Source organism: Streptomyces sp. NPDC050504 (assembly GCF_044458065.1).
Taxonomy (GTDB): Bacteria; Actinomycetota; Actinomycetes; order Streptomycetales; family Streptomycetaceae; genus Streptomyces.
On sequence record NZ_JBITHO010000007.1, the window covers coordinates 222,377 to 244,676 of the forward strand.

General features: G+C 73.6%; 20 protein-coding genes. 4 read left to right on the forward strand and 16 right to left on the reverse strand.

Annotated features, from left to right (window positions below):
• Positions 1-29 precede the first annotated feature (29 nt).
• From ACIBNE_RS26910 to infC, 9 genes are all read right to left on the reverse strand, one after another.
• Positions 30-1,370, reverse strand: coding sequence for a transcriptional regulator (locus ACIBNE_RS26910; RefSeq protein ID WP_399276296.1), 1,341 nt, complete (start codon positions 1,368-1,370; stop codon positions 30-32).
• 262 nt (positions 1,371-1,632) lie between these two features.
• Entirely contained in the window at positions 1,633-2,709 is a 1,077-nt protein-coding gene (locus ACIBNE_RS26915) for a PP2C family protein-serine/threonine phosphatase (protein WP_399275836.1), read from the reverse strand.
• 225 nt (positions 2,710-2,934) lie between these two features.
• Positions 2,935-5,463, reverse strand: coding sequence for a phenylalanine--tRNA ligase subunit beta (gene pheT, locus ACIBNE_RS26920; RefSeq protein WP_399275838.1), 2,529 nt, complete (start codon positions 5,461-5,463; stop codon positions 2,935-2,937).
• Complete coding sequence (gene pheS / locus ACIBNE_RS26925; RefSeq protein ID WP_399275841.1) at positions 5,463-6,590, reverse strand: phenylalanine--tRNA ligase subunit alpha; 1,128 nt, start codon at positions 6,588-6,590, stop codon at positions 5,463-5,465. The genes pheT and pheS overlap by 1 nt, the downstream gene beginning before the upstream one ends.
• A gap of 127 nt (positions 6,591-6,717) precedes the next feature.
• Complete coding sequence (locus tag ACIBNE_RS26930) at positions 6,718-7,773, reverse strand: ATP-binding protein (protein WP_399275843.1); 1,056 nt, start codon at positions 7,771-7,773, stop codon at positions 6,718-6,720.
• Positions 7,774-7,982: 209 nt separating this feature from the next.
• On the reverse strand, positions 7,983-8,828 hold the full coding sequence (locus tag ACIBNE_RS26935) for a TrmH family RNA methyltransferase (RefSeq protein ID WP_399275845.1): 846 nt from the start codon (positions 8,826-8,828) through the stop codon (positions 7,983-7,985).
• Between the two features lie 117 nt (positions 8,829-8,945).
• Positions 8,946-9,332, reverse strand: a complete 387-nt coding sequence (rplT, locus tag ACIBNE_RS26940; RefSeq protein ID WP_399275848.1) for a 50S ribosomal protein L20 — start codon at positions 9,330-9,332, stop codon at positions 8,946-8,948.
• 106 nt (positions 9,333-9,438) lie between these two features.
• Positions 9,439-9,633, reverse strand: a complete 195-nt coding sequence (rpmI, locus tag ACIBNE_RS26945) for a 50S ribosomal protein L35 (RefSeq protein WP_215182940.1) — start codon at positions 9,631-9,633, stop codon at positions 9,439-9,441.
• Between the two features lie 102 nt (positions 9,634-9,735).
• Positions 9,736-10,416, reverse strand: coding sequence for a translation initiation factor IF-3 (gene infC, locus ACIBNE_RS26950; protein WP_399275850.1), 681 nt, complete (start codon positions 10,414-10,416; stop codon positions 9,736-9,738).
• 338 nt (positions 10,417-10,754) lie between these two features.
• Here infC and ACIBNE_RS26955 point away from each other — a divergent pair, with 338 nt between their 5' ends.
• A complete protein-coding gene (locus ACIBNE_RS26955) occupies positions 10,755-11,141 on the forward strand; it encodes a DUF1844 domain-containing protein (protein WP_399275852.1) in 387 nt (128 codons plus the stop codon).
• Positions 11,142-11,172: 31 nt separating this feature from the next.
• Here ACIBNE_RS26955 and ACIBNE_RS26960 read toward each other — a convergent pair whose 3' ends face one another.
• On the reverse strand, positions 11,173-11,907 hold the full coding sequence (locus ACIBNE_RS26960; RefSeq protein ID WP_399275854.1) for an SseB family protein: 735 nt from the start codon (positions 11,905-11,907) through the stop codon (positions 11,173-11,175).
• 23 nt (positions 11,908-11,930) lie between these two features.
• Between ACIBNE_RS26960 and ACIBNE_RS26965 the strand changes: the two genes are divergently transcribed.
• Positions 11,931-12,515, forward strand: a complete 585-nt coding sequence (locus tag ACIBNE_RS26965; RefSeq protein WP_399275856.1) for a serine hydrolase — start codon at positions 11,931-11,933, stop codon at positions 12,513-12,515.
• A 129-nt stretch (positions 12,516-12,644) separates the two neighbouring features.
• Here ACIBNE_RS26965 and mycP read toward each other — a convergent pair whose 3' ends face one another.
• Both mycP and ACIBNE_RS26975 read right to left on the reverse strand, forming a co-directional pair.
• Positions 12,645-13,856, reverse strand: coding sequence for a type VII secretion-associated serine protease mycosin (gene mycP, locus ACIBNE_RS26970; protein ID WP_399275858.1), 1,212 nt, complete (start codon positions 13,854-13,856; stop codon positions 12,645-12,647).
• 19 nt (positions 13,857-13,875) lie between these two features.
• Complete coding sequence (locus tag ACIBNE_RS26975) at positions 13,876-15,027, reverse strand: hypothetical protein (RefSeq protein ID WP_399275860.1); 1,152 nt, start codon at positions 15,025-15,027, stop codon at positions 13,876-13,878.
• Positions 15,028-15,499: 472 nt separating this feature from the next.
• Here ACIBNE_RS26975 and ACIBNE_RS26980 point away from each other — a divergent pair, with 472 nt between their 5' ends.
• Positions 15,500-16,702: an amino acid deaminase/aldolase gene (locus tag ACIBNE_RS26980; protein ID WP_399275862.1), complete on the forward strand. Its 1,203-nt coding sequence runs from the start codon at positions 15,500-15,502 to the stop codon at positions 16,700-16,702.
• Positions 16,703-16,784: 82 nt separating this feature from the next.
• Here the strand turns inward: ACIBNE_RS26980 and ACIBNE_RS26985 are convergent, their stop codons facing one another.
• The 4 genes from ACIBNE_RS26985 to ACIBNE_RS27000 are packed head-to-tail and all read right to left on the reverse strand — an operon-like array spanning position 16,785 to position 21,410.
• Positions 16,785-17,822, reverse strand: a complete 1,038-nt coding sequence (locus ACIBNE_RS26985) for a DUF2510 domain-containing protein (protein ID WP_399275864.1) — start codon at positions 17,820-17,822, stop codon at positions 16,785-16,787.
• Positions 17,823-17,855: 33 nt separating this feature from the next.
• Positions 17,856-18,665: a 3-oxoacyl-ACP reductase gene (locus ACIBNE_RS26990; protein ID WP_399275866.1), complete on the reverse strand. Its 810-nt coding sequence runs from the start codon at positions 18,663-18,665 to the stop codon at positions 17,856-17,858.
• Positions 18,662-20,035 carry an aldehyde dehydrogenase family protein gene (locus ACIBNE_RS26995; protein WP_399275868.1) on the reverse strand — a complete coding sequence of 458 codons (1,374 nt, stop codon included), beginning with the start codon at positions 20,033-20,035 and terminating at the stop codon, positions 18,662-18,664. Before ACIBNE_RS26995 ends, ACIBNE_RS26990 begins: the two co-directional genes overlap by 4 nt.
• A gap of 10 nt (positions 20,036-20,045) precedes the next feature.
• Complete coding sequence (locus ACIBNE_RS27000; protein ID WP_399275870.1) at positions 20,046-21,410, reverse strand: glutamine synthetase family protein; 1,365 nt, start codon at positions 21,408-21,410, stop codon at positions 20,046-20,048.
• Positions 21,411-21,487: 77 nt separating this feature from the next.
• On the opposite strand from ACIBNE_RS27000, the gene ACIBNE_RS27005 reads away from it, so the two are divergent.
• Positions 21,488-22,243 carry a FadR/GntR family transcriptional regulator gene (locus ACIBNE_RS27005; RefSeq protein WP_399275872.1) on the forward strand — a complete coding sequence of 252 codons (756 nt, stop codon included), beginning with the start codon at positions 21,488-21,490 and terminating at the stop codon, positions 22,241-22,243.
• Positions 22,244-22,300: the final 57 nt, after the last annotated feature.

Here is a 22,300-nt window from a genome sequence, read left to right on the forward strand (position 1 = left end):
GAGATGGCAATATCGCAGCAGGCGAGTGCTCACAGGGGAACGCGCAACGCCCCGTCGATCAACTCGGCAGCTTTTTCCGCATCGTTGCCCCCACTGGCCACCAGGTGCTCGCGCACCGCACGCAGCCGGTCCCTGAGCCGCTGCGACTCCATCCCCCTGGCGCGCTCTGCCATTTCCGCGGCGGTTTCGGCCGCCCGGTCCGCCTCGCCCTGGCGGAGCTCGATGTGGGTGAGCATCGCGAGACGGTGGATGCGGCCCCGGTCGTGCGCCGGAGTGTCCACGGCGGCCGTCGCGTGCTCCCGCGCGGCGGGCAGGTCGCCCAGGCTCAGCAGCGCCTCCGCCACCTGCACGTTCACCAGCCCCGGCTGGACGTAGCCCGTCTCGTCCGGCTCGTGCCCCGGCCTGATCCGTTCGGCCTCCGCCTCGGCCCGCCTGATGCAGGCCAGCGCGGCGGCGCTGTCGCCCAGGTGCGCGTACGCCTTCGCCTGCATCGCGTTCAGATCGGCGGCCAGCGCGGGCGAGATGTGGTGCCCCGCGGCCCGCAGCGCGGCCTCGGCGAACGCCACCGACTGCCGGAACTCCCCCATGTAGAGCAGCTGGTTGACGAGCAGCGCGATCACGTAGCCGCCCAGCGCCCGGTCCCCGCTGGCCTTCGCCAGCCGCAGCGCCTGGTGGAAGTAGCGCTGCGCCAGGCCGTGCGCGTCGGAGTCGTACGCGCAGATGCCCGCCACCGCCACCAGCCCCCCGGTGGCCCGGTGCAGTTGGCGGCCCAGCGCGTCGTTGTACGAGCCGCGCAGCAGCGGCGCCGTCTCCGCGTTCAGGAAGCCGACGACCCGGCTGCGCGTCGCGATGCCGCCCGCCCTGCGGTACATCAGCTCGTAGTGCGCCCTGGCCGCGCGCAGCATCTCGATGTCGGCGAGCGAGACCCTGACCTGGCCGCTGCGCGAGACGTCCGCGTCCTCCGGCGGGTTCTCCCACTCCCACACGGGCACGATCGCCGGGGTGCCGGTGACCGCGGGCGCGCCCACTATGTGCGGGCGCTGCTGCTCGTCGGAGCGCCACAGCGCGGTGGCCCGCTCCACGAAGCCGGAGAGCGGCGAGGAGTGCGACGAGGCCCCCTCGCCCGGTTTCCCGAGGCCGATGTCGTCGAGGGTCACCGCCCGGTGCAGCCGGGCGGTGAGCACCTCGCAGAGCAGGTCGGGCACCTGGCCGCGCGGCCGCTGCCCCTTCAACCAGCGGGCCACCGCGGTGTGTTCGTACCGCAGCGAGAGCCCTCTGGCTCTGCCGGCCAGATTGATGTGCACGGCGAGCCCCGCTTTGGAGACGCCCGCCTCGTCGATGAGCGATTCGAGCAGGATGTTGGGCTCCATCATGTGCCCCTCCGACGGCTCGGTGCGCCCCAAGCGTAGTGGAGCGCCCTTCACACCCCGTGTGAACGGAATGCACGCATCTATGCGCCGCACACCCTGCCGCCCGCGCTCCCCGACCGGTTGACTGCTGACCGCCTCACCATGAGGCGGACGGGCCGTCGGCTCCCCCTCGAACAGTGCGACGGCCCGCACCGCGCCGTTCGCCCTGCTTGATCTGCCCGACACTCCGCAGCAGGGCGGGCGGACGCGGAACACCGCGCTCTCAGCGATTGGAGGCGGCGGAACGGGTACGGGTACGGCGGCGCAGGACCGCTTCCCCCGGCTGCGCCGGTACCCGTGCACGGTCGTTCCGCAGCACCAGCAGCGCGATGTCGTCGGTGGGCCTGCCCCCGGTGTGCCGCAGCAGCGCCCCGTGCACCCGGCGGATCACCGCGGCGGGGCTGACCGGCGACGAGTCGGCGATCTCCGCGAGCAGTTCCTCCAGCGGGAAGAAGGCGCCACCGCCGTCCCTGGCGTCCTCGGCGCCGTCCGTGTGCAGGAACAGCGCCTCGCTCGGCAGCAGCCGCGCGCAGGTGTGCACCGGGATGTCGGCGGGCAGCGGGAAGGGGCCGAGCGGGGGCAGCGGGTCGCCGGTCGACAGCGGCTCGGCGCGCCGGTCGAGCCGGTACGGCCAGGGGTGCCCGCAGTTGACCGCGGACAGCTGCCCCTCGGGGCCGATCTCCAGCAGCAGGAGTGTCACGAACTCCTCGGCCATCGGGCAGTCGGGCTCGGCGCCGCCCGACGCGGGGTGCTCGGCGCGCGAGCGCTCCCGCAGGTGCCGCTGGAGGGCGCGCTCCAGGCGCCTGAGCACACCGGCCAGTTCGGCCTCGTCGTGCGCGGCCTCGCGGAAGCTGCCGAGGACGGCGGCGACCGCGCCGAGCGCGCTCAGGCCGTGGCCCCGCACGTCGCCCATGACCACGCGCACGCCGTACGGGGTGGCCACCGCCTCGTACAGGTCCCCGCCGACCGTCGCGCCGCGCGCGGCCGAGAGCTGGGACGCGGCGATCGCCAGCCCGTCGATCCTGGGCGGCAGCGGTCGCAGCAGCACCTGCTGCGCGGCGTGCGCCACCTCGCGGATCTGCCGCAGTTGCAGCGCGAGGTGGCGGCGGGCGCCGAGCACCAGGCCCGCGCCGACGGAGAAGAAGACGATGCTGCTGGTGACCCGGGGCGCCATGCTGTCGTCCTGGGCGATGGGACAGGCGAGCTTCCAGACGACGGCCAGGGCGCCCCATACGGCGGGGAGCGCGAGGGGGAGGAGCTGCCTGGCCCGTGTGTCGCCTGTGCCGCCCGCGAGAATCATGCCGCTGGTCCCCTCATAGGTCGTCCAGCACGCTGGGCCGCGCTCAGAAACCGTTTACCAGAAACCGTTTTCTGCGCCGGTCCGGCCGGGCCGCCCCTGCGGCCGGGGACGATTCTGTCCATAGGGAGCACTCCAGGGGAACAGCGCCCGTAACTCTCACTCGAACGAGTGAGGGGGCGCATCCGGGAAGTTCCCGGACGCGCCCCCTCTGCGGAGCAGCGGGCGTCAGGCGCCGCGCAGCACCGCCCCGGTGTGCTCGGCGGCCAGGGCCACCGCGGCGTCGCGGGCGGCCGTGGCCTCCTCGACGGTCAGCGTGCGGTCCGGTGCGCGGAAGCGCAGCGCGTACGCCAGGGACTTCTTGCCCTCGCCCAGCTGGTCGCCGGTGAAGACGTCGAACAGCCGGATGGATTCGAGGAGTTCACCGGCGCCGCCCTGCAGGAAGTACTGCACGACGGCGGCGGGCACCTCGGCGTCCACGACCAGCGCGACGTCCTGGGTGGCGACGGGGAAGGTGGAGATGCGGGGCGCGGCGAGCGCCCCCTCTCCGGCCTTCTCCAGCCGGTCCAGGTCGAGCTCCATCGCGCAGGTGCGGGCGGGCAGCGAGAGCGCCTTCACCACGCGCGGGTGCAGTTCGCCCGCGTGGCCGACGACGACGACGTCCCCGTCGATCACGACCTTCAGCTCGGCGCAGCGTCCCGGGTGCCAGGGGCCGTACTGGCCCTGGTCGACGATGAGCTCCGCACCGGCCTCGCGGGCCAGGGTGCGGGCGGCCTCGACGGCGTCCGCCCAGGTCGCCGGGCGGCCCTTGCCCCACCAGCCGGCCTGCTCGCGGGCGCCGCTGAGCACCACGGCCGCGTGCCGCGGCTGCGCGGGCAGCGTGGCGCCCAGCTCGGCGATCTCGGCGTCGGTGGGCCGACGGTCGACGGGCAGCCGCACCGGCTTCTTCTCCTGGCCGGTGGGCCGGAAGACGAGGCCGGTCTCGAAGAGCGCCAGGTCGTGGCTGCCGCGCCCGTCGTTGCGGCGCAGCGCGGCGAGGAGGCCGGGCAGCAGCGTCGTGCGGAGCGCGGGCTCCTCGTCGGAGAGCGGGTTGACCAGCTTGACGACCTTGCGCAGGTCGTCGTCGGCGGCGATGCCGAGCTGGTCGAAGACCTGCTCCCCGATGAACGGGTAGCTCAGCGCCTCGACGTAACCGGCCCCGGCCAGCGCGCGGCCGAAGCGGCGGTGCAGCCGCTGGCTCTCGGTGAGCCCGCGGCCCGAGGGCGGCGTGGGCAGCGTGGAGGGGAGGTTCTCGTACCCCTCCAGGCGGATGACCTCTTCGGCGAGGTCGTTGGGCTCGGCGAGGTCGGGCCGCCAGGACGGCACGGTCACGGTCAGGTCGTCCTGGCCGTAGACGTCGCAGCCGACCTCCTGGAGGCGGCGCACCACGGTCTCGCGACCGTACTCGACGCCCGCCACGCGGTCCGGGTGGTCGGCGGGCATCGTGATCGTGCGCGGCGCGGACGGCGCGATGACCTCGGTGACCCCGGCCTCCGCGGTGCCGCCCGCGAGCAGCACCAGCAGGTCGACGGTGCGCTGCGCGGCGGCGGCGCCCGCCTGCGGGTCCACGCCGCGCTCGAAGCGCTTGGACGCCTCGGAGGGCAGCTTGTGGCGGCGCGCGGTGCGGGCGATGGAGAGCGCGTCGAAGTGCGCGGCCTCGATGACGACCTCAGTGGTGCCGACGACGGCGCCGGTCTCCGGGTCGGCCGTGGCGTCGGCGATCTCCGTGTTGGCGCCGCCCATGACGCCCGCGATGCCGATGGGGCCGCGGTCGTCGGTGATGACCAGGTCGGCGGGGTCGAGCTTGCGCTTGACGCCGTCGAGGGTGGTCAGCACCTCGCCCTGCTCGGCGCGGCGGACCCCGATGGTTCCGTCGAGGCGGCTGCGGTCGTAGGCGTGCAGCGGCTGGCCGAGCTCGATCATCACGTAGTTGGTGACGTCGACGGCGAGCGAGATCGGGCGCATGCCCGCCTTCTGGAGGCGGCGCTGGAGCCAGATCGGGGAGCGTGCCTCGGGGTCGAGGCCGACGACGGTGCGCGCGGTGAAGCGGTCGCAGCCGAGCGGGTCGGCGATCTTCACCGGGTGGCCGAAGGAGTTCGGCGCGGGCACGTCGAGGAGGGCCGGGTCGCGCAGCGGCAGGCCGTAGGCGGTGGCGACCTCGCGGGCGACGCCGCGCATGGACAGGCAGTAGCCGCGGTCCGGCGTGACGGCGATGTCCAGCACCTCGTCGACCAGCTCCAGGAGCTCGATCGCGTCGCTGCCGACCTCGTGCTCGGGCGGCAGCACGATGATGCCGCCGGAGCCGTCGTCGCCCATGCCCAGCTCGTCGCCCGAGCAGATCATGCCGTGCGAGGTCTTGCCGTACGTCTTGCGCGCGGCGATCGCGAAGTCGCCGGGCAGCACGGCGCCCGGCAGGACCACGACGACCTTGTCGCCGACGGCGAAGTTGCGCGCGCCGCAGACGATCTCCTGGGGCTCGCCGGTGCCGTTGGCCTGCCCGACGTCGACGGTGCAGAAGCGGATGGGCTTCTTGAACTCCGTCAGCTCCTCGATGGTGAGGACCTTGCCGACGACGAGCGGGCCCTTGAGCCCGGCGCCGAGCTGCTCGACGGTCTCGACCTCAAGACCGGCGGAGACGAGCTTGGCCTGTACGTCGCGGCCGGTCTCGGTGGCGGGGAGGTCGACGTACTCCCGCAGCCAGGAAAGCGGGACCCGCATCAGATCTCCATCCCGAACGGCCGGGTGAACCGGATGTCACCCTCGACCATGTCTCGCATGTCTTCGACGTTGTGGCGGAACATCAGCATCCGTTCGATGCCGAACCCGAAGGCGAATCCGCTGTACTTGCGGGGGTCGACGCCGCAGGCGGTGAGCACCTTGGGGTTGACCATGCCGCAGCCGCCGAGCTCGATCCAGCCCTCGCTGCCGCAGGTGCGGCAGGGGCGGTCGGGGTCGCCGACGGACGCGCCGCGGCAGACGTAGCAGACCATGTCCATCTCGGCGGACGGCTCGGTGAAGGGGAAGAAGTGCGGCCGCAGCCGGGTCTTCATGTCCGGGCCGAAGAGCGCCTGCACCATGTGGTCCAGGGTGCCCTTGAGGTCGGCCATGGTCAGGCCCTCGTCGACGGCCAGCAGCTCGATCTGGTGGAAGACCGGGGTGTGCGTGGCGTCCAGCTCGTCGGTGCGGTACACGCGGCCGGGGCAGACGACGTAGACGGGGGGCTCGCGGTCGAGCAGGGTGCGGGCCTGCACGGGCGAGGTGTGCGTGCGCAGCACGACACCGGACTCGTCGGTCTTGGCGCCGTCGGCGCCCTCGACGAAGAAGGTGTCCTGCATCTGGCGCGCGGGGTGGTCGGGGACGAAGTTCAGGGCGTCGAAGTTGAACCACTCCGCCTCGACCTCGGGGCCCTCCGCGACCTCGTAGCCCATCGCCACGAAGACGTCGGCGACGCGCTCCATGAGGGTGGTGAGCGGGTGGCGGGCGCCTGCCGGGGTGCGGTCGTGGGGCAGCGTGACGTCCACGGCCTCCTCGACCAGCACGCGCTCGTCGCGTTCCGCCTCCAGCTCGGTCTGGCGGGCCGCGAGTGCCTTGTTGACCGCGCCGCGGGCCATGCCCACGAGCTTGCCCGCGGCGGCCTTGGCCTGCGGGGGCAGGGCGCCGATCTCGCGGTTGGCCAGCGACAGCGGCGAGGTCCCGCCGGTGTGCGCGGTCTTCGCGTGGGCGAGCGCTTCGAGGTCGCCCGCGGCGGCGAAGGCGGCGATCGCCTCGTCCCGTGCGCGCTCGATCTCTTCCGGTTTCAGGGCCTCGACCTCAACTGGGTCGTACGACTTATTGGGTGCCGACATCTCTTCCCGTGTTTCCGATTGGCTGTGGCTGGGAGTCACCCGCGGCCGACGCTCTGGACGACCCCGGCACGAACGCGCCAAAGGTCGAGTCTAAAGGTTGCGCGGATGCGAAGCGGCCCGTGGAGCCTCAGGCCAGATAGGCCGGGGCCCCCACGGGCAGGATAAATCGGAATTCGGCGCCACCGCCGGGGCCGCGCCCCACGGTGATCGTCCCGCCGTGCGCCTCGACGATGCCCTTGACGATGTACAGGCCCAGGCCGGTGCCGCCGCGCTTGCTCCCCCGCCAGAAGCGGGTGAAGACGCGGCCCATCGACTCCTCGGGGATGCCGGGGCCCTCGTCGCTCACGGTGACTGCCGTGCCCTTCTCGTCGGCTGCGGGTGCCACCTCGATGGTGACCGTTCCCTCGCCGTGGCGCACGGCATTTTCCAGCAGGTTGCCGAGCACCTGGTCGACCTTGTCGGGGTCCGCCCACAGGTCGGGCAGCGGCTGCCTGATCCGTACGAGGAAGCGGTCGGGCGACTGGCCCGCCGCGGTCAGCGCCTGGACGTGGCGGCCCACGGCCGCGCCCGCGTCGATGGGCTGGCGGCGCACTTCGAGGCGGCCGGAGTCGATGCGCGAGATGTCCAGGAGTTCGGCGATGAGCCGGGTGACGCGGTTGGCGTCGGCGTCGACCGTCTCCAGCATGAGGCGCTTCTGGTCGTCGGTGAACCGCTCCCACTTGGCCAGCAGCGTGGCCGTGAAGCCCTTCACCGAGGTCAGCGGGGAGCGCAGTTCGTGGGCGACGGTGGCGATGAGTTCGGCGTGGCTGCGCTCGGTGCGGCGCCTGGCCTCGGTGGAGCGCAGGCAGACGACGAGGCGGCGGACGGGGCCCGTGGGGTGGTCGCGGACGTAGCGCGCGGAGACCAGCACTTCGCGGCCGCCGGGCAGCAGGAGGTTGCGCTCGGGCTGGCCGACGCGGGTGGCGAGGCCGCCGTAGGGGTCGGTCAGCGCCCACCAGCGGTGGCCCTTGAGGTCTTCCAGGGGCAGCGCGTCCTCCAGGGCGCGGCCGATGGCGGCGGCGCTGGGGACGGCGGTGATGCGGGCGGCCGCGGCGTTGAAGCAGACGACGCGGCCCCGCTCGTCGGCGACGACCAGCCCGTCGGGGAGGTCGTCCGGGTCGACGTCGAACCCGTCGCCGCCCATGGGCGCGGCGCGCCTCTGTGTCGATGCGGGTTCACTCGTCCCGACGGCCATCCCCTTGTCCCACCCCTCCGGCTCGCGCAGTGGGCCCCCGAGCCCGTCACACTACTAGCTGGGAGTGACGGCGCGGACCCCCTCAGCCAGTACCGGTCGGCCAAGACGGCCGAGACTGTGCGGTCCCGGCGGCGGGTCCGCGGGGGGTGGCAGCGCTTTCAGCCGTCAGTACGGCGTGCGGGGCGCTGCGCACGCGCGGAGGCGTACAGGCAGACCGCGGCCGCGGTGGCCAGATTCAGGCTCTCGGCCTTGCCGTGGATGGGGACGCGCACGACGGCGTCGGCCAGCGCGCGGGTCTCCTCCGGGAGCCCCCACGCCTCGTTGCCGAAGATCCAGGCGGTCGGGGTGCCCATGGTGCCCGCGTCCAGTTCGTCGTCGAGGTCGTCGTCGCCCGCGCCGTCGGCGGCCAGGATCCGCACGCCCGCGTCCCGCAGTCCGCTCACGGCCTGTTCGACGGGGACGCCCACGGCGACGGGCAGGTGGAAGAGGGAGCCGACGGAGGCGCGTACGGACTTGGGGTTGTAGAGGTCGACGGAGGCGTCGGTGAGGACGACCGCGTCGGCGCCCGCGGCGTCGGCGCAGCGCAGCACGGTCCCGGCGTTCCCGGGGTCGCGTACGTGGGCGAGGACGGCGACGAGCTTGGGGCGGGCGCGCAGGACGTCGTCGAAGGGCGTGTCGAGGAAGCGGCAGACGCCGACGATGCCCTGCGGGGTGACGGTCTGGGAGACCTCGGCGAGCACGTCGTCGGAGGCCAGGTGGACGAGGGCGCCCGCGGCGCGGGCCGCGGCGACGATGTCGGCGTACCGCTCGGCGGCCTCGACGGTGCTGAACAGCTCGATCAGGGTGGCGGCCCCGTCGGCGCCGCGGTGCCCGGCGGCCTCGCGCACGGCCTGCGGCCCCTCGGCGATGAACCTGCGCTCCTTGCCCCGGAAGCTGCGCTTGGCCAGCCGGCGGGCGGCGGTGACGCGCGGGGATCGCGGGGAGATCAGCTCGGGGGTGCGCATGGCGGTGCGGTTCTCTTCTCTGCTTCGTGCTGCCGTGGGGGCGGGAACGCGAGCGGACCCGCAGGCGGCGAGCCGCCTGCGGGTCCGTTCAGCGTCGTTTCCGCGTGACGCGACCGATCAGGCCGCGGCCTTCGGGGCGTTGACGTCGGCCGGGAGGGCCTTCTGCGCGACCTCGACCAGCGCGGCGAACGCGTTGGTGTCGTTCACGGCCAGCTCCGCGAGGATCTTGCGGTCCACCTCGATGTTGGCGGCCTTCAGACCCTGGATGAAGCGGTTGTAGGTGATGCCGTTGGCGCGGGCAGCGGCGTTGATGCGCTGGATCCACAGCTGACGGAAGTCGCCCTTGCGCTTCTTGCGGTCGTTGTAGTTGTAGACCAGGGAGTGGGTGACCTGCTCCTTGGCCTTGCGGTACAGGCGCGAACGCTGACCGCGGTAACCGCTGGCGGCCTCGAGGATCGCCCGGCGCTTCTTGTGGGCGTTTACTGCCCGCTTGACGCGTGCCACTTTTGACTCCTTGTAGCGGGGCCGTGGTTGGACTCACACGACCCGAAAACGAATTGGTCCCGGTGCTGACGTCCCGTCCCCGGCCGGTCGGGCGGGGACGACGACGTCACTTGCCGAGAAGCTTCTTGATCTTCGCGGCGTCGCCCGGGGCCATCTCGGCGTTGCCGGTGAGGCGGCGCGTCAGCCGGGACGACTTGTGCTCCAGCAGGTGGCGCTTGCCGGCGCGCTCACGGAGCACCTTGCCGGAGCCGGTGATCTTGAAGCGCTTCTTGGAACCGCTGTGCGTCTTGTTCTTCGGCATCGCGCCGTTCTCTCCATCGTCAGTGGCGCCCCCGGCCGACCCGGGCCGGCGGGTGGGAGCCTCAGTTGTATTGGTTGATCTCCAGGACGGCAGTCCGGAAGATCAGGCCTCGGCGGGTGCCTCGGCGACCGCGTCCTCGGCGACCGGCTCAGCGACCGCGTCCCGACCGGACTCGTCCGCGGACTGACCCTGGCGCTCGGCCTTGCGGGCGGCCTGCGCCTCGCGGGCCTCGGCCATCGCCTCGGTCTTCTTCTTGTGCGGGCCCAGAACCATGATCATGTTTCGGCCGTCCTGCTTCGGGTTCGACTCGATGAACCCGAGGTCCTCGACGTCCGAAGCGAGGCGCTGCAGCAGCCGGAAGCCGAGCTCCGGACGGGACTGCTCGCGACCGCGGAACATGATCGTGATCTTGACCTTGTCGCCCTGCTTGAGGAACCGGACGACGTGACCCTTTTTGGTGTCGTAGTCGTGCGGGTCGATCTTCGGCCGGAGCTTCATCTCCTTGATGACCGTGTGCGCCTGGTTCTTGCGCGCCTCACGGGCCTTCATGGCCGACTCGTACTTGAACTTCCCGTAGTCCATGAGCTTGCAGACGGGCGGACGGGCGTTCGCCGCGACCTCGACCAGGTCGAGGTCGTACTCCTGCGCAAGCTCAAGGGCCTTGGCAAGCGGAACAATCCCGACCTGCTCGCCGCTGGGACCGACAAGTCGCACTTCGGGAACGCGAATCCGGTCGTTGATGCGGGGCTCGGCGCTGATGGATCCTCCTCGGTAGCACCACACGGACCGCCTGGCAGACGGCCGCGTACGTCTTTTTCCTTAGGACCAACCGCACCGGAACAGAAAAAATGCCCCGGACGGGACACAGGCGGGGCTCCTTGGGAATACCGGAGCACCGCCGCGGTCAACCGCGGGGCGCACTTCGGGCGACTCCATCGTCCGTACGGAACGATGGCCGTCGCCTGACCGGTGACCCGCCGTCCCGGGGGACGGTCAGGTGGGAGATCGGAGCCTCCACTTGTGGGCCGGGCACACACGTGTCCGGCCGGTCGTTACACAAGGTTAGCAGCTCCCCCAGGGTGGTGCGAACCGGCCGTCCTCCTGCGCTTATCGTGTGACGCATGAGTGACGCGACCCCCACCCCCACCAGTGAGTCCGCAGAGACCACCGACTTCGACGCCATGACCCGCGACATCGCGGAGGTCCCCGCGGTCGAGGTGATCGTGACGGTCGCCGTCAACCTGATGAGCGCCGCCGCCGTGAAGCTCGGTCTGACGGAGGACGGCGACGCCCACAAGGACCTCGACGAGGCCCGCAAGCTGGTGCACGCGCTGGCCGGGCTGCTCGACGCGAGCACGACCGAGATCAGCTCCTTCCACGCGGCTCCGCTGCGCGACGGCCTGAAGTCGCTCCAGCTGGCGTTCCGCGAGGCGTCGATCGTGCCGGACGAGCCGGGCCAGGGCCCCGGCGAGAAGTACACGGGTCCGGTGTACGGCTCGGCCCGCTGACCGGGGCCCCGCGCCCGACCCTCAGCGACAGCTAGTTCCGCACGAACAAGGGCTCGCCGGGAGGCGTGGCTCCGGCCGGCAGCAGTGCCAGGTCGAGGCCGCGCACCAGGCGGGCCCTCAGTGTGTCGTCGCCCGCGATCGCCTCGGCCACCCTGCGGGCCGCTTCGGCGGGCGCCGCGTCGGGGGCCAGGACCAGGGCGAGGGTGCCGTCGGCGTCGCGGCCCTGCGTGAGGTGGGCGCGGAGCACTGCGGGCTCGGCCGCCACGGCGGCGCGCACGGCCCCGGTGACGGCCGGGTCGTCGAGCGGGTCGGCGCTGGTGCGGCCCTCGGCGAGGGCGAGCAGGGCGCCGCCGGTCAGCTCGAAGGGGACGGGGCCCGCCATGTCGAGGATCACGGTGTCGGCCTTCTCGTGGGCGGCCGCCTGGAGCGCCTGGTGCAGCGGTACGGCGACGGGCCTGGCCTCGGGGTCCCAGAGCGCCAGGGACGCGGTGGAGGTGAAGGCGGGCAGCGCGCGCCGGTCGCCCGCGGTGAGCGTGGGCACCGCCATGTCGCTGGTCTTCTCGCGCCTGAGGCCGTTCTCGTCGACCTCCACTTCGCCCAGGACGGCGACGACGGGGACGAGCAGCCGGGCGGTGCGCAGGGCCGTCAGGACGGGGCCGACGGCGGTGCGGTCGGCCGACCAGGCGGCGAGCGCCTCGGTCAGGGCCGGGGACGCGCTGCCGTCGTCGTCGGAGAAACCGGGGTCTGGGATGTTCTTGAGCGCCACGCCACGACCCTAACCTCCTGGGTGTGGGCATCCGCATCTCGGTGGCGACCGACGGCTTCTCGTACGGCGACGGGGAGGCGTTCTCCTCGGCGAGCGTCGTGAAGGTGGGCATCGCGCTCGCCCTCGCGCTGCGGGGGCGCCCCCCGGACGCCGGGGAACGGGCGCTGGTCGACGCGATGATCCGGCGCAGCGACAACGACGCGGCGAGCGCGCTGTACGCGGTGGTCGGCGGCCCGGCCGGGCTCGACGCGGCGCACGCGCGGCTGGGGCTGCGCGAGACGGTCGCCGACCGGGCGTGGGGACTGACGCGGACGACGGCGCGGGACCAGCTGACGGTGGTGCGGTCGGTGTTCGCCGGGCATCCCGGGGTGGCGCGCGCGATGGCCCGGGTGGTGGACGGGCAGCGCTGGGGGGTGTCGGCCGCCGGGGGGCCGTACGCGCTGAAGAACGGCTGGATGCCGATGCGCGCAACGGGGCTGTGGGTGGTGCATTCGGTGGGCGTGGTGCGCGGGCGGGCGGTCGCGGTGCTGTCGGACGGCCACGCGACGCTGGCGGAGGGTATCGCGCGGGTGGAGGCGGCGGCGCGGGAGGCGGTCGGGGAGGGCTGACGGCGGCACGCCCGGGGAGGAACGGTCGGGGTGGGGCGTTCGGGGTGGGGTATTCAGGGAGGGGCGTACGGGGAGGGGCGCGGCCTGCGGGGCCCTCGCCTCGACGGTGGAACGTCGAGGGGCCCGGTCTCAGCGGCGGGTCAGTCGGCCGCCCCGCCAGAGGGCGCCCGCCGCCGCGAGGAGCAGCGCGCCGAGCGCGCCCGCCGTCGGGGCCAGCCAGCTCGCCGGTTCGCCGCCGCCCCTGCCGTCGCCCCCGGGGCCCGTACCGAAGTACTTCCCCGCGTAGCCGGACGACGTGGTCCTCGGCTCCGCGGGGCGGAGCTTCTCCGCGGCTTCGAGCGCCGCCGCCACGTCGACCGTGCCGTGTCCCCTGGTGTCGTCGCGGCCGCCGTCGGGGGCGTCCCGCGCGGTGTCGGTGAGGAGCTGCCGGATCTGGGCGGGGCGCAGGCCGGGGTGGGCGGAGCGCAGGAGGGCGACGGCGCCCGAGACGAAGGCGCAGGCGGCGCTGGTGCCCCAGCCCTGGTAGTACTTCCGGTCCGGGTCGGCGATGACGATCTCGTTGCCGGGCGCGGCGACGGTCGCGTACCAGCGGCGGGTCGAGAACGACGCGTGGTTGCCCTGCTTGTCGACGGCCGTCACCGCGATCACCCCGGGGTAGGCCGCGGGGTACGAGACGTGGTCGCCCTTCTCGCCGCTGTTGCCGGCCGACGCGACGACGACGGCGCCCTTGGAGAGCGCGTACTGGACGGCGGCGTCCTCCGCCGCCTCGGGGTGCGCGGACTCGCTGTCGTCGCCGAGGGAGAGGTTGATGACGTCCGCGCCGTTGTCGACGGCCCAGCGGATGCCCTGCGCGAGGGCCGTGCCGCGCGACTTGCGGGCCCGGTCGCGGGCCGGGTCGCCGCTTTCGAGGATCACCCTGAGCGGGAGGATCTTCGCCTCGGGGGCGATGCCCACGACTCCGTCGCCGCGGTCGTAGCCGTGGCCGCGGGCCGCGATGATCCCGGCCATGTTGGTGCCGTGCCTGGCCCAGGGGCGGTCGCCGCGCACGGCGCCGAAGCCGATGAAGTCCTTGCCGGGCAGGACGTTGCCCGCCAGGTCGGGGTGGCTGTCGTCGACGCCGGTGTCCAGGACCGCGACGGTGATGCCCTGCCCCTTGGTGGTGTCCCAGGCCTCGCGGGTGCGCATGGCGTCCAGGCCCCACTGCTGGTCGCGGATGGAGTCGGCGTGCGCGGGGCCCGCGGCCGGGAGCACCGCGAGCGCGGCGGCGCAGGCGGCGGCGATGAACTTGTGGGGCCGGTAGGGCCGGTAGGTCCGACGGGGCTGGTGGTGGCGTCGCTTCATGCTGTCCTTAACCCTCGCCCTACGCCCCGTTGTCCTTGCGCGACGCGGCGCGCAGGGCGCGCTCCACGGCGTCCGCGACGCCCTTGGCCTCGTTGCCGAGCCCGGCCTGGGCCGCCGGTGTCGTACTGCCCTTGGCCATGGCCTCGGCGGCGGGCTGGGGGTCGCTGACGGCGCGTCCGTCCGCGAAGCCCGACACCGCGAAGACCACGACGGGCGCCTTGGTGAGCACCTTGACCGTCCAGCTGGCGCGCTGCTTGTCGCCGAAGTCCGCGGCGACGGTGCCCTTGGCGGGCAGGGCGCGGGGCATCAGGTCGGTGCGCTCGTCGAGGCCCTGCTCGGTGAAGCGGGTGCCGAGCGCGGCCATCGACTCGCTGTCGGCCTCGGTGAAGACCATGCCGACGGTGGTGACGCTGGTGGTGGTCGCGTCGGTGTACGTGGCGCGCAGCAGGCTCAGGCAGCCGACCGGCTGGAGCGTCTCGACGAGCAGCGGGTCGAGTGCGCCCTCGCAGACGCTGTCCGGCGCGACCCCGATCCTGGTCCACGTCCGGTCGGCGCCGCCTGGGCCCGCGCCGTCGCCCTGGAGCGTGCGCGGGAAGAGCCGGTCGACGGGGACGCTGTGCCACAGGGCGCGGGCGTCGGTGTACGCGCTGTCGCCCGAGGTGCCCGCGGCCGAGTCGCCGATGAGCAGGCTGCCGGTGGCGGCGCCCCCGATGAGCCCGAGTCCGAGGACGAGGCAGGCGGCGGCAGCAGCGGTGCGCCCGGGGCGGCGCGCCCCTGCGGGCCGGGACCGGGTGAGGGGGGCGGAGTGCGGCGCGGGAGGGAGCGGCGCGGGAGGGAGCGGCGCGGGAGGGAGCGGCGCGGAGGAAGGGCCCGGGACGGGCGCGGGCGCGGTGGGGGTGGTGTACGGGAGCCCTTCCGCGGGCGCGGTGTACAGGGGCTCTTCGGCGTACGGGAGCACTTCGGGCTCGGGCGCGGTGAACGGCTCGGGTGCGGCGGGGGCCTGGGTGCCGTACGGCGGGGTGAGCGTCGAGCGGGGGACCGGGCGGAAGCCGGGGGGCAGGTGGGGGCGCCCGGGGGCCACGGGACCTGGGTCCGGGACCACCGCGGGACGCTCCGCGGGGGGTTCGGGCGCCGGGGCGGGGGCGGCCTGGTGCGGGGGGTTCGTGGGCATGGGGGGCGCCGTGGGGGGAGGTGGGGCGGTCGGTTTCGGGGGCGCGGCGGACGGTTCGGAGGGTGCCGCGGCGCTCGGTTCGGAAGGGACCGGTACAGATGGTTCGGACGGTTCGGAGGGTGCCGCGCCGGACGGTTCGGAGGGGGCTGCGGCGGGCGGTTCGGACGGTGTCGCGGAGGACTGCTCGGTGGTCCCCGCGGTCCCCGCGGTCTCCGGTTCATCGGTCTGCCGTGCGGGCACCTCGGCGTCCGGCTCCGTGGCCGGCCGGGGCCGTGCGGGCAGGTCGCCCTCCTGCTGGGCGGGTGCGCGGCGTGCCTCCGTGCTCATCCCGCCCCCCCCCTGGTCCTCGTACCCGTGCCGCCGTCACTCTACGGGCTGCCCCCTGGCCTGCGGGAACCGGCCGCACAGGGGCGGGCGTTCTGCCCGGATCGTCCCGCTACCCCGTGGTAACGCTCTCTGGCAAGCTACGCGCATGGCTGCCCGAACCGCTGACCGGGCCCGGCTCAACCGGGCCACCGCGCACCTCGACGCACCCTTCGCGGTCGTCGACCTCGACGCCTTCGACGCCAACGCCAGGGACCTGGCCCGCCGGGCGGGCGGCAAGCCCGTCCGGATCGCGAGCAAGTCCGTGCGCTGCCGCGCGCTGCTCGAACGGGCCCTCGCCCAGCCGGGCTTCGCCGGGATCATGTCGTTCACGCTCGCCGAGTCGCTGTGGCTGGCGCGGGCCGGGTTCGACGACGTGCTGCTCGCCTACCCGTCCGCCGACCGGGCCGCTTTCGCCGAGCTGGCCGGGGACGCCAAGCTCGCCCGCGCGGTGACCGCGATGGTCGACGACGTCGAGCAGTTGGACCTGATCGACGCGGCGCGCGGGGAGGGCCGCGAGGAGATCCGGGTCTGTCTGGAGCTGGACACCTCGCTGCGCCTGCTCGGCGGCCGGGTGCGGATCGGCGCCCGCCGCTCCCCGCTGCACGAGCCCGTCCAACTCGCGGACCTGGCGCGCTCGGTGGCCCGGCGGCCCGGTTTCAGGCTGGTGGGCATCATGGCGTACGAGGGTCATGTCGCCGGGGTCGGGGACGACGTCGCGGGGCAGCCGGTCAAGTCGGGTGCCGTGCGCCGCATGCAGGCCGCCGCCCGCAAGGAACTGGCGGCCCGGCGCGCCGAAGTGGTGCGCGCGGTCCGGGCCGTGGCGCCGGACCTGGAGTTCGTCAACGGCGGCGGCACGGGCAGCGTCCAGCACACCGCGGCCGAGGACGCCGTGACGGAGGTCGCCGCCGGGTCCGGGCTCTACCTGCCCCGGCTGTTCGACAACTACCGGTCGTTCACCGGCAGGCCCGCCGCGCTCTTCGCCCAGCCCGTGGTGCGCCGCCCAGGGCCCGGCGTGGTGACCGTGCTGGGCGGCGGCTATCCGGCGTCCGGGGTCGCGGGGCAGGACCGCTCCCCCGTCCCGTACCTCCCCGAGGGCCTGCGCTACGACCCGCAGGAGGGGGCTGGCGAGGTGCAGACCCCGCTGCTCGGCGCCGTCGCCGACGACCTGCGGATCGGCGACAAGGTGTGGTTCAGGCACGCCAAGGCCGGGGAGATGTGCGAGCGCTTCGACGAGCTGCACCTGGTCGAGGGCGACCGGGTGACGGCGGCCGTGCCGACGTACCGGGGCGAGGGCCGCACCTTCCTGTGAGGGGCGGCCCCGTCGCGGTCCGTGCGGTCCGTGCGGTCCGTACGGCCTGCGGCACCGGCACCGGCACTGCGGCCGGTGCCGGTCAGGCCATCGGCTTGATGCCCGCGGTGATCTTGTCCATGGTCTCCACCGGGACGCCCTTGGGCCCCGCGTCGAAGGTGAAGCGCACGATCACGAGCTGCTGCGTGGCCGTCGGGGCGGGGAAGACCAGCGACTGGACGTACCCGCCGGGGCCCGCGCCCGTGACGCACTTCCAGCGGACCAGGTAGCCCTGCTTGCCCGCGACGGTGACCGGGCCCGCCTTGACCTGGGTGTGGGACTTGAGGCCGCCGTGCGGACGGTTGCCGAGCGCGTCGTTGTCGTACGACTGGTCGGCGTTGGTCAGGATGTCCTTCTTGGCGACCGCCTCGGCGGTGGTGCCGTCGGCGAGGGACGCGGTGCGCGTGGTCACGGTGCCGCTGTAGCAGAACCGCCCGGTGTCTCCCGGACAGTCGTACGACGGCTGGGTCCGCATCGTCGGCACGTTGTCCATCGTGCTGTCGGGCTTCTCCCACTGCGGCTGCATCGGCAGGGTGATGCCGTTGAGCTGGTCGGTGAGGAGGTTCGCGTCGTCGACGGGCTGCCCGGTCGCCGTGGGCGAGGGCTCGGCCGGCTTGCTGGGGGCCGCCTGGGAGGCCGCGCTCTTCTCCGCCTTGGCCTCGGGTTCCTTCTTGTCCTCGCCGCCGAGCAGGACGACGCCCGCCACGACCGCGCCCGCGAGCACGGCGCCCGCCGCGACGAGCGCGATCAGCCGGTTGCGGTTCCCGGCGGGCGGCCGCGGGCCCGTCGGCTGCGGCATCGGCTGGGTGGGCGCCGACGCGTGCTGCGGCGGGAAGGGCTGCTGCGGCTGCTGCCGGTACGCGGGGTGCTGGGCGGGGCCGGGAGCGGGCGCGGGAGCCGGGGGCTGCTGCGCCGGGGCCTGCGGGTACGCCGGGGCCTGCGGGACAGCGGCCTGTCCCGCCGCGTCCGCGGCCCCGCCCGGCGGGCGGGTGTGCCCGGTCCACGCCGTGCCGTCCCACCAGCGTTCGAGGGTCGGCGCGCTCGGGTCCGGGTACCAGCCGGGCGGGGTCGTCATGGTCATGCGGCACACCTTAGGGCCGCGCCGGGCGTGCTCCTAGAGCGGGGTGACGTACGCCCCGGAGATGCCGCCGTCCACGAGGAAGTCCGTCGCGTTGACGAACGAGGAGTCGTCGGAGGCCAGGAACGCCACGGCCGCCGCGATCTCGTCCGCCTCGGCGAACCGGCCCAGCGGGATGTGCACCAGGCGCCTGGCGGCCCGCTCCGGGTCCTTGGCGAACAGTTCCTGGAGCAGTGGGGTGTTCACGGGCCCCGGGCAGAGCGCGTTGACCCTGATGCCCTCCCGGGCGAACTGCACGCCCAGCTCGCGCGACATCGCCAGCACGCCGCCCTTGGAGGCGGTGTACGAGATCTGGCTGGTCGCCGCGCCCATGCGGGCCACGAACGAGGCGGTGTTGATGATCGAGCCGCGCCGCTGGGCGCGCATGTAGGGGAGCGCGGCCTTGCAGCAGAGGTAGACCGAGGTCAGGTTGACCTCCTGGACGCGCTTCCACGCCTCCAGGCCGGTCTCCAGGATGGAGTCGTCGTCGGGCGGCGAGATGCCCGCGTTGTTGAAGGCGATGTCGACGGAGCCGTAGGTGTCGTACGCGGTCTTGAAGAGCGCGTCGACCTGTTCGGCGTCGGTGACGTCGACCCGTACGAAGGTGCCGCCGACGGCCTCGGCGGCGGCCTTGCCCGCGGTCTCGTCGATGTCGCCGCAGACGACGCGGGCGCCCTCGGAGGCGAGCCGGCGGGCGGTGGCCAGGCCGATGCCGCTGCCGGCCCCGGTGATGACGGCGGTGCGGCCGACGAGGCGGCGGCAGACGGGCGCGTTGCTCGCGTTGTTCTCGTTGCTCTCGTTGCTCACAGTGCGGGGCCCTCCGTGCTGATGAAGACGTTCTTGGTTTCGGTGAAGGCGGTCAGTGCGTCGGGGCCGAGCTCCCGGCCGAGGCCGGACTGCTGGTAGCCGCCGAAGGGGGTCCAGTAGCGGACGCTGGAGTGGGAGTTGACGGAGAGGTTGCCGGCCCGGACGGCGCGCGAGACGCGCAGGGCACGGCCGACGTCCCGGGTCCAGATCGACCCCGAGAGGCCGTACTCGGTGGCGTTGGCGAGCCGTACGGCGTCCGCCTCGTCGTCGAAGGGCAGGACGACGGCGACCGGGCCGAAGACCTCCTCGACGGCGCAGGGCGCGTCCTCGGCGACGCCGGTGAGGACGGTCGGCGGGAACCAGAAGCCGGGTCCTTCGGGCGCGCGGCCGCGGACGCCGGGGAGGGAGTCGGGGACGTACGCCCGTACGCGCTCCAGCTGGGCCCTGGAGATCAGCGGCCCCATCTGCGTCTTCTCGTCGGCCGGGTCGCCGACGACGATCTCCTCGACCGCGGGGGCGAGGAGCGCCAGGAAGCGGTCGTACGCGCTGCGCTGGACGAGGATGCGGGTGCGGGCGCAGCAGTCCTGGCCGCTGTTGTCGAGGAAGGACATGGGTGCGGCGGCCGCGGCGGCCTCGATGTCGGCGTCGGCGAAGACGATGTTGGGGCTCTTGCCGCCGAGTTCGAGCGTCACCCGCTTCACCCGGTCGGCGCACTTGGCCATGATGCCCTTGCCGACCCGCGTCGAGCCGGTGAAGACGATCTTGGCGGTGCCGGGGTGTTCGACGAGCGCGTCGCCCGCGACGGCCCCCTCGCCGGGGAGCACCTGGAAGAGGCCCTCGGGGAGCCCGGCCTCCAGCGCCAGTTCGGCCAGCCGGAGCGCGGTGAGCGGGGTGGTCTCGGCGGGCTTCAGGAGCACCGCGTTGCCCGCGGCGAGGGCCGGGGCGGTGGCCCAGGCGGCGATCGGCATGGGGAAGTTCCAGGGCGCGATCACGCCGACGACGCCGAGGGGTTCGAGGATCGTGACGTCGAGGCCGCCCGCGACGGGGATCTGCCGTCCGTTCAGCCGCTCCACCCCGCCGGCCGCGTAGTCGAGCAGGTCGCGGACGTTGCCCGCCTCCCAGCGGGCGTTGCCGATGGTGTGGCCGGCCTCGCGCACTTCGAGGAGGGCCAGCTCCTCGGTGTGGGCGTCGACGACCGCGGCGAACCGGCGCAGCAGCCGGGCACGGTCGGCGGGGGCGGCGGCGGCCCAGCCGCGCTGGGCCCCGGCGGCCCGTGCGACGGCCGCGTCGACGTCCCCCGGCGTGGCGGCGGGGACGGTGGCGACGACCTCCTCGGTCGCCGGGTTCAGAACCTGGAGTTCGTGGAGCAAGGGGAGTTCCTCACATGCGTTCGAAGGAGCGGCGCAGCTCCCAGTCGGTGATCGCCGCGTCGTAGGCGTCCAGCTCGACGCGGGCCATGTTCCGGTAGTGGGCGACGACCTCGTCCCCGAAGGCGGCCTTCGCGACGGGACTGTTCTCCCACAGCTCGGCGGCCTCGCGCAGCGTGCCGGGGACGTGCGCGTACCCGGAGGTGTACGCGTTTCCGGCGCAGGAGTCCGGGAGTTCGAGCTCGTTCTCCACCCCGTACAGTCCTGCCGCGACGAGTCCGGCGACGGCGAGGTGCGGGTTGACGTCGCCGCCGGGGAGCCGGTTCTCGAACCGCATGGAGCGGCCGTGGCCGACGACCCGCAGGGCGCAGGTGCGGTTGTCGTACCCCCAGGCGACGGCGGTCGGGGCGAAGGAGCCCGGCTGGAAGCGCTTGTAGGAGTTGATGTTGGGGGCGTACAGCAGGGAGAAGTCGCGCAGCGCGGCGAGCTGTCCGGCCAGGAAGTGGCGCATGAGGGGGGACATTCCCCCCGGCCCGTCGCCCGCCATGACGTTGTGTCCCTCGGCGTCCTGGAGGGAGAGGTGGATGTGGCAGGAGTTGCCCTCGCGCTCGTTGTACTTCGCCATGAAGGTGAGCGAGACGCCCTCCTGCGAGGCGATCTCCTTGGCGCCCGCCTTGTAGACGGCGTGCTGGTCGCAGGTGGTCAGCGCCTCGTCGTAGCGGAAGGCGATCTCGTGCTGTCCGGGGTTGCACTCGCCCTTGGCGGACTCGACGGTGAGCCCGGCGGCCCGCATCTCGTTGCGGATGCGGCGCAGCAGGGGCTCGACGCGTCCGGTGCCGAGGACGGAGTAGTCGACGTTGTACTGGTTGGCGGGGGTGAGGTCGCGGTAGTCGCGGTCCCAGGCCTCTTCGTAGGTGTCCCTGAAGACGATGAACTCCAGCTCGGTGCCGACGTGCGCGCTCAGCCCGAGTCCGGCCAGCCGCTCCAGCTGGCGGCGGAGGATCTGGCGGGGCGCGGCGACGACGGGGGCGCCGTCGTGCCAGGCGAGGTCGGCGACGAGGAGCGCGGTGCCCTCGTCCCAGGGGACGCGGCGCAGGGTCGCGAGGTCGGGGTGCATGGCGAAGTCGCCGTACCCGCTCTCCCAGGAGGACATCGCGTAGCCGTCGACGGTGTTCATGTCGACGTCGACGGCGAGCAGGTAGTTGCAGCCCTCGGTGCCGTGCTCCAGCACCTCGTCGAGGAAGAACGGCGCGGCGAATCGCTTGCCCTGGAGGCGCCCCTGCATGTCGGGGAAGGCCAGGACGACGGTGTCGATCTCACCGCTCGCGACGAGGGAACGCAGTTCCTCGACGGAGAGCGGGGGTGTGCGGTCTGCCACGGGAAAATCCTCCATCGGTCAGCCGGGAGTCATAAGGTATGGGCGAAGACCATTGATTGGGAAGGGGGAACCGCACGGTGACGCAGGAGATCACTCCGACCGACCGCCTCACGCCCGTACTGCGTCCCGTGCGGGCGGGGAACGGCTTCGAGGAAGCGCTCGAACAGATCCTCCAGGTGGTGCGGCTCGGCCTGGTGCCCGAGGGGGAACGGCTGCCGTCCGAGCGGGAGTTGGCGGACCGGATGGGGATCAGCCGGGTCACGCTGCGCGAGGTCCTGAAGGTCCTTCAGGACCAGGAGCTGGTGGAGAGCAGGCGCGGCAGGTACGGCGGTACCTTCGTCCGCCCGCGCCCCACGGGTCCCGGCAGCGCGGGCGGCCCCGCGGGGCCCGACGAGGACGAGTTGCACAGGCGCGTCGCGGCGGTGGACGTGGAGGACACGCTGCGGTTCCGCGAGGTCCTGGAGGTGGGCGCGGCCGGGCTGTGCGCGACGCACGGGCTGGACGAGGCGGGCGGGCGGCGGCTGCGCGAGGCGCTGGAGGCGACGCAGGACGCGCCGCTCGCGGAGTACCGCAGGCGCGACACGCTGCTCCACCTCGCGCTGGCCGAGCTGTCCGGGTCGCGCTCGCTCACCGCTCAGTACGCGGCGGTCAGGGCGGGGCTGAACGACCTGCTGGACCGCATCCCGCTGCTGGTGCGCAACCTGGAGCACTCGCAGGCGCAGCACGCGGCGCTGGTGGACGCGGTGCTGGCCGGGGACGCGGACGCGGCGCGCGAGGTGATGCGCGAGCACTGCGAGGGGACGGCGGCGCTGCTGCGGGGCTTCCTGACCTGAGCGGCGGGAGCCGCCCCCGCGCGCCGCGGTGAGGATTCCGTAACGTCCCGTTGACGC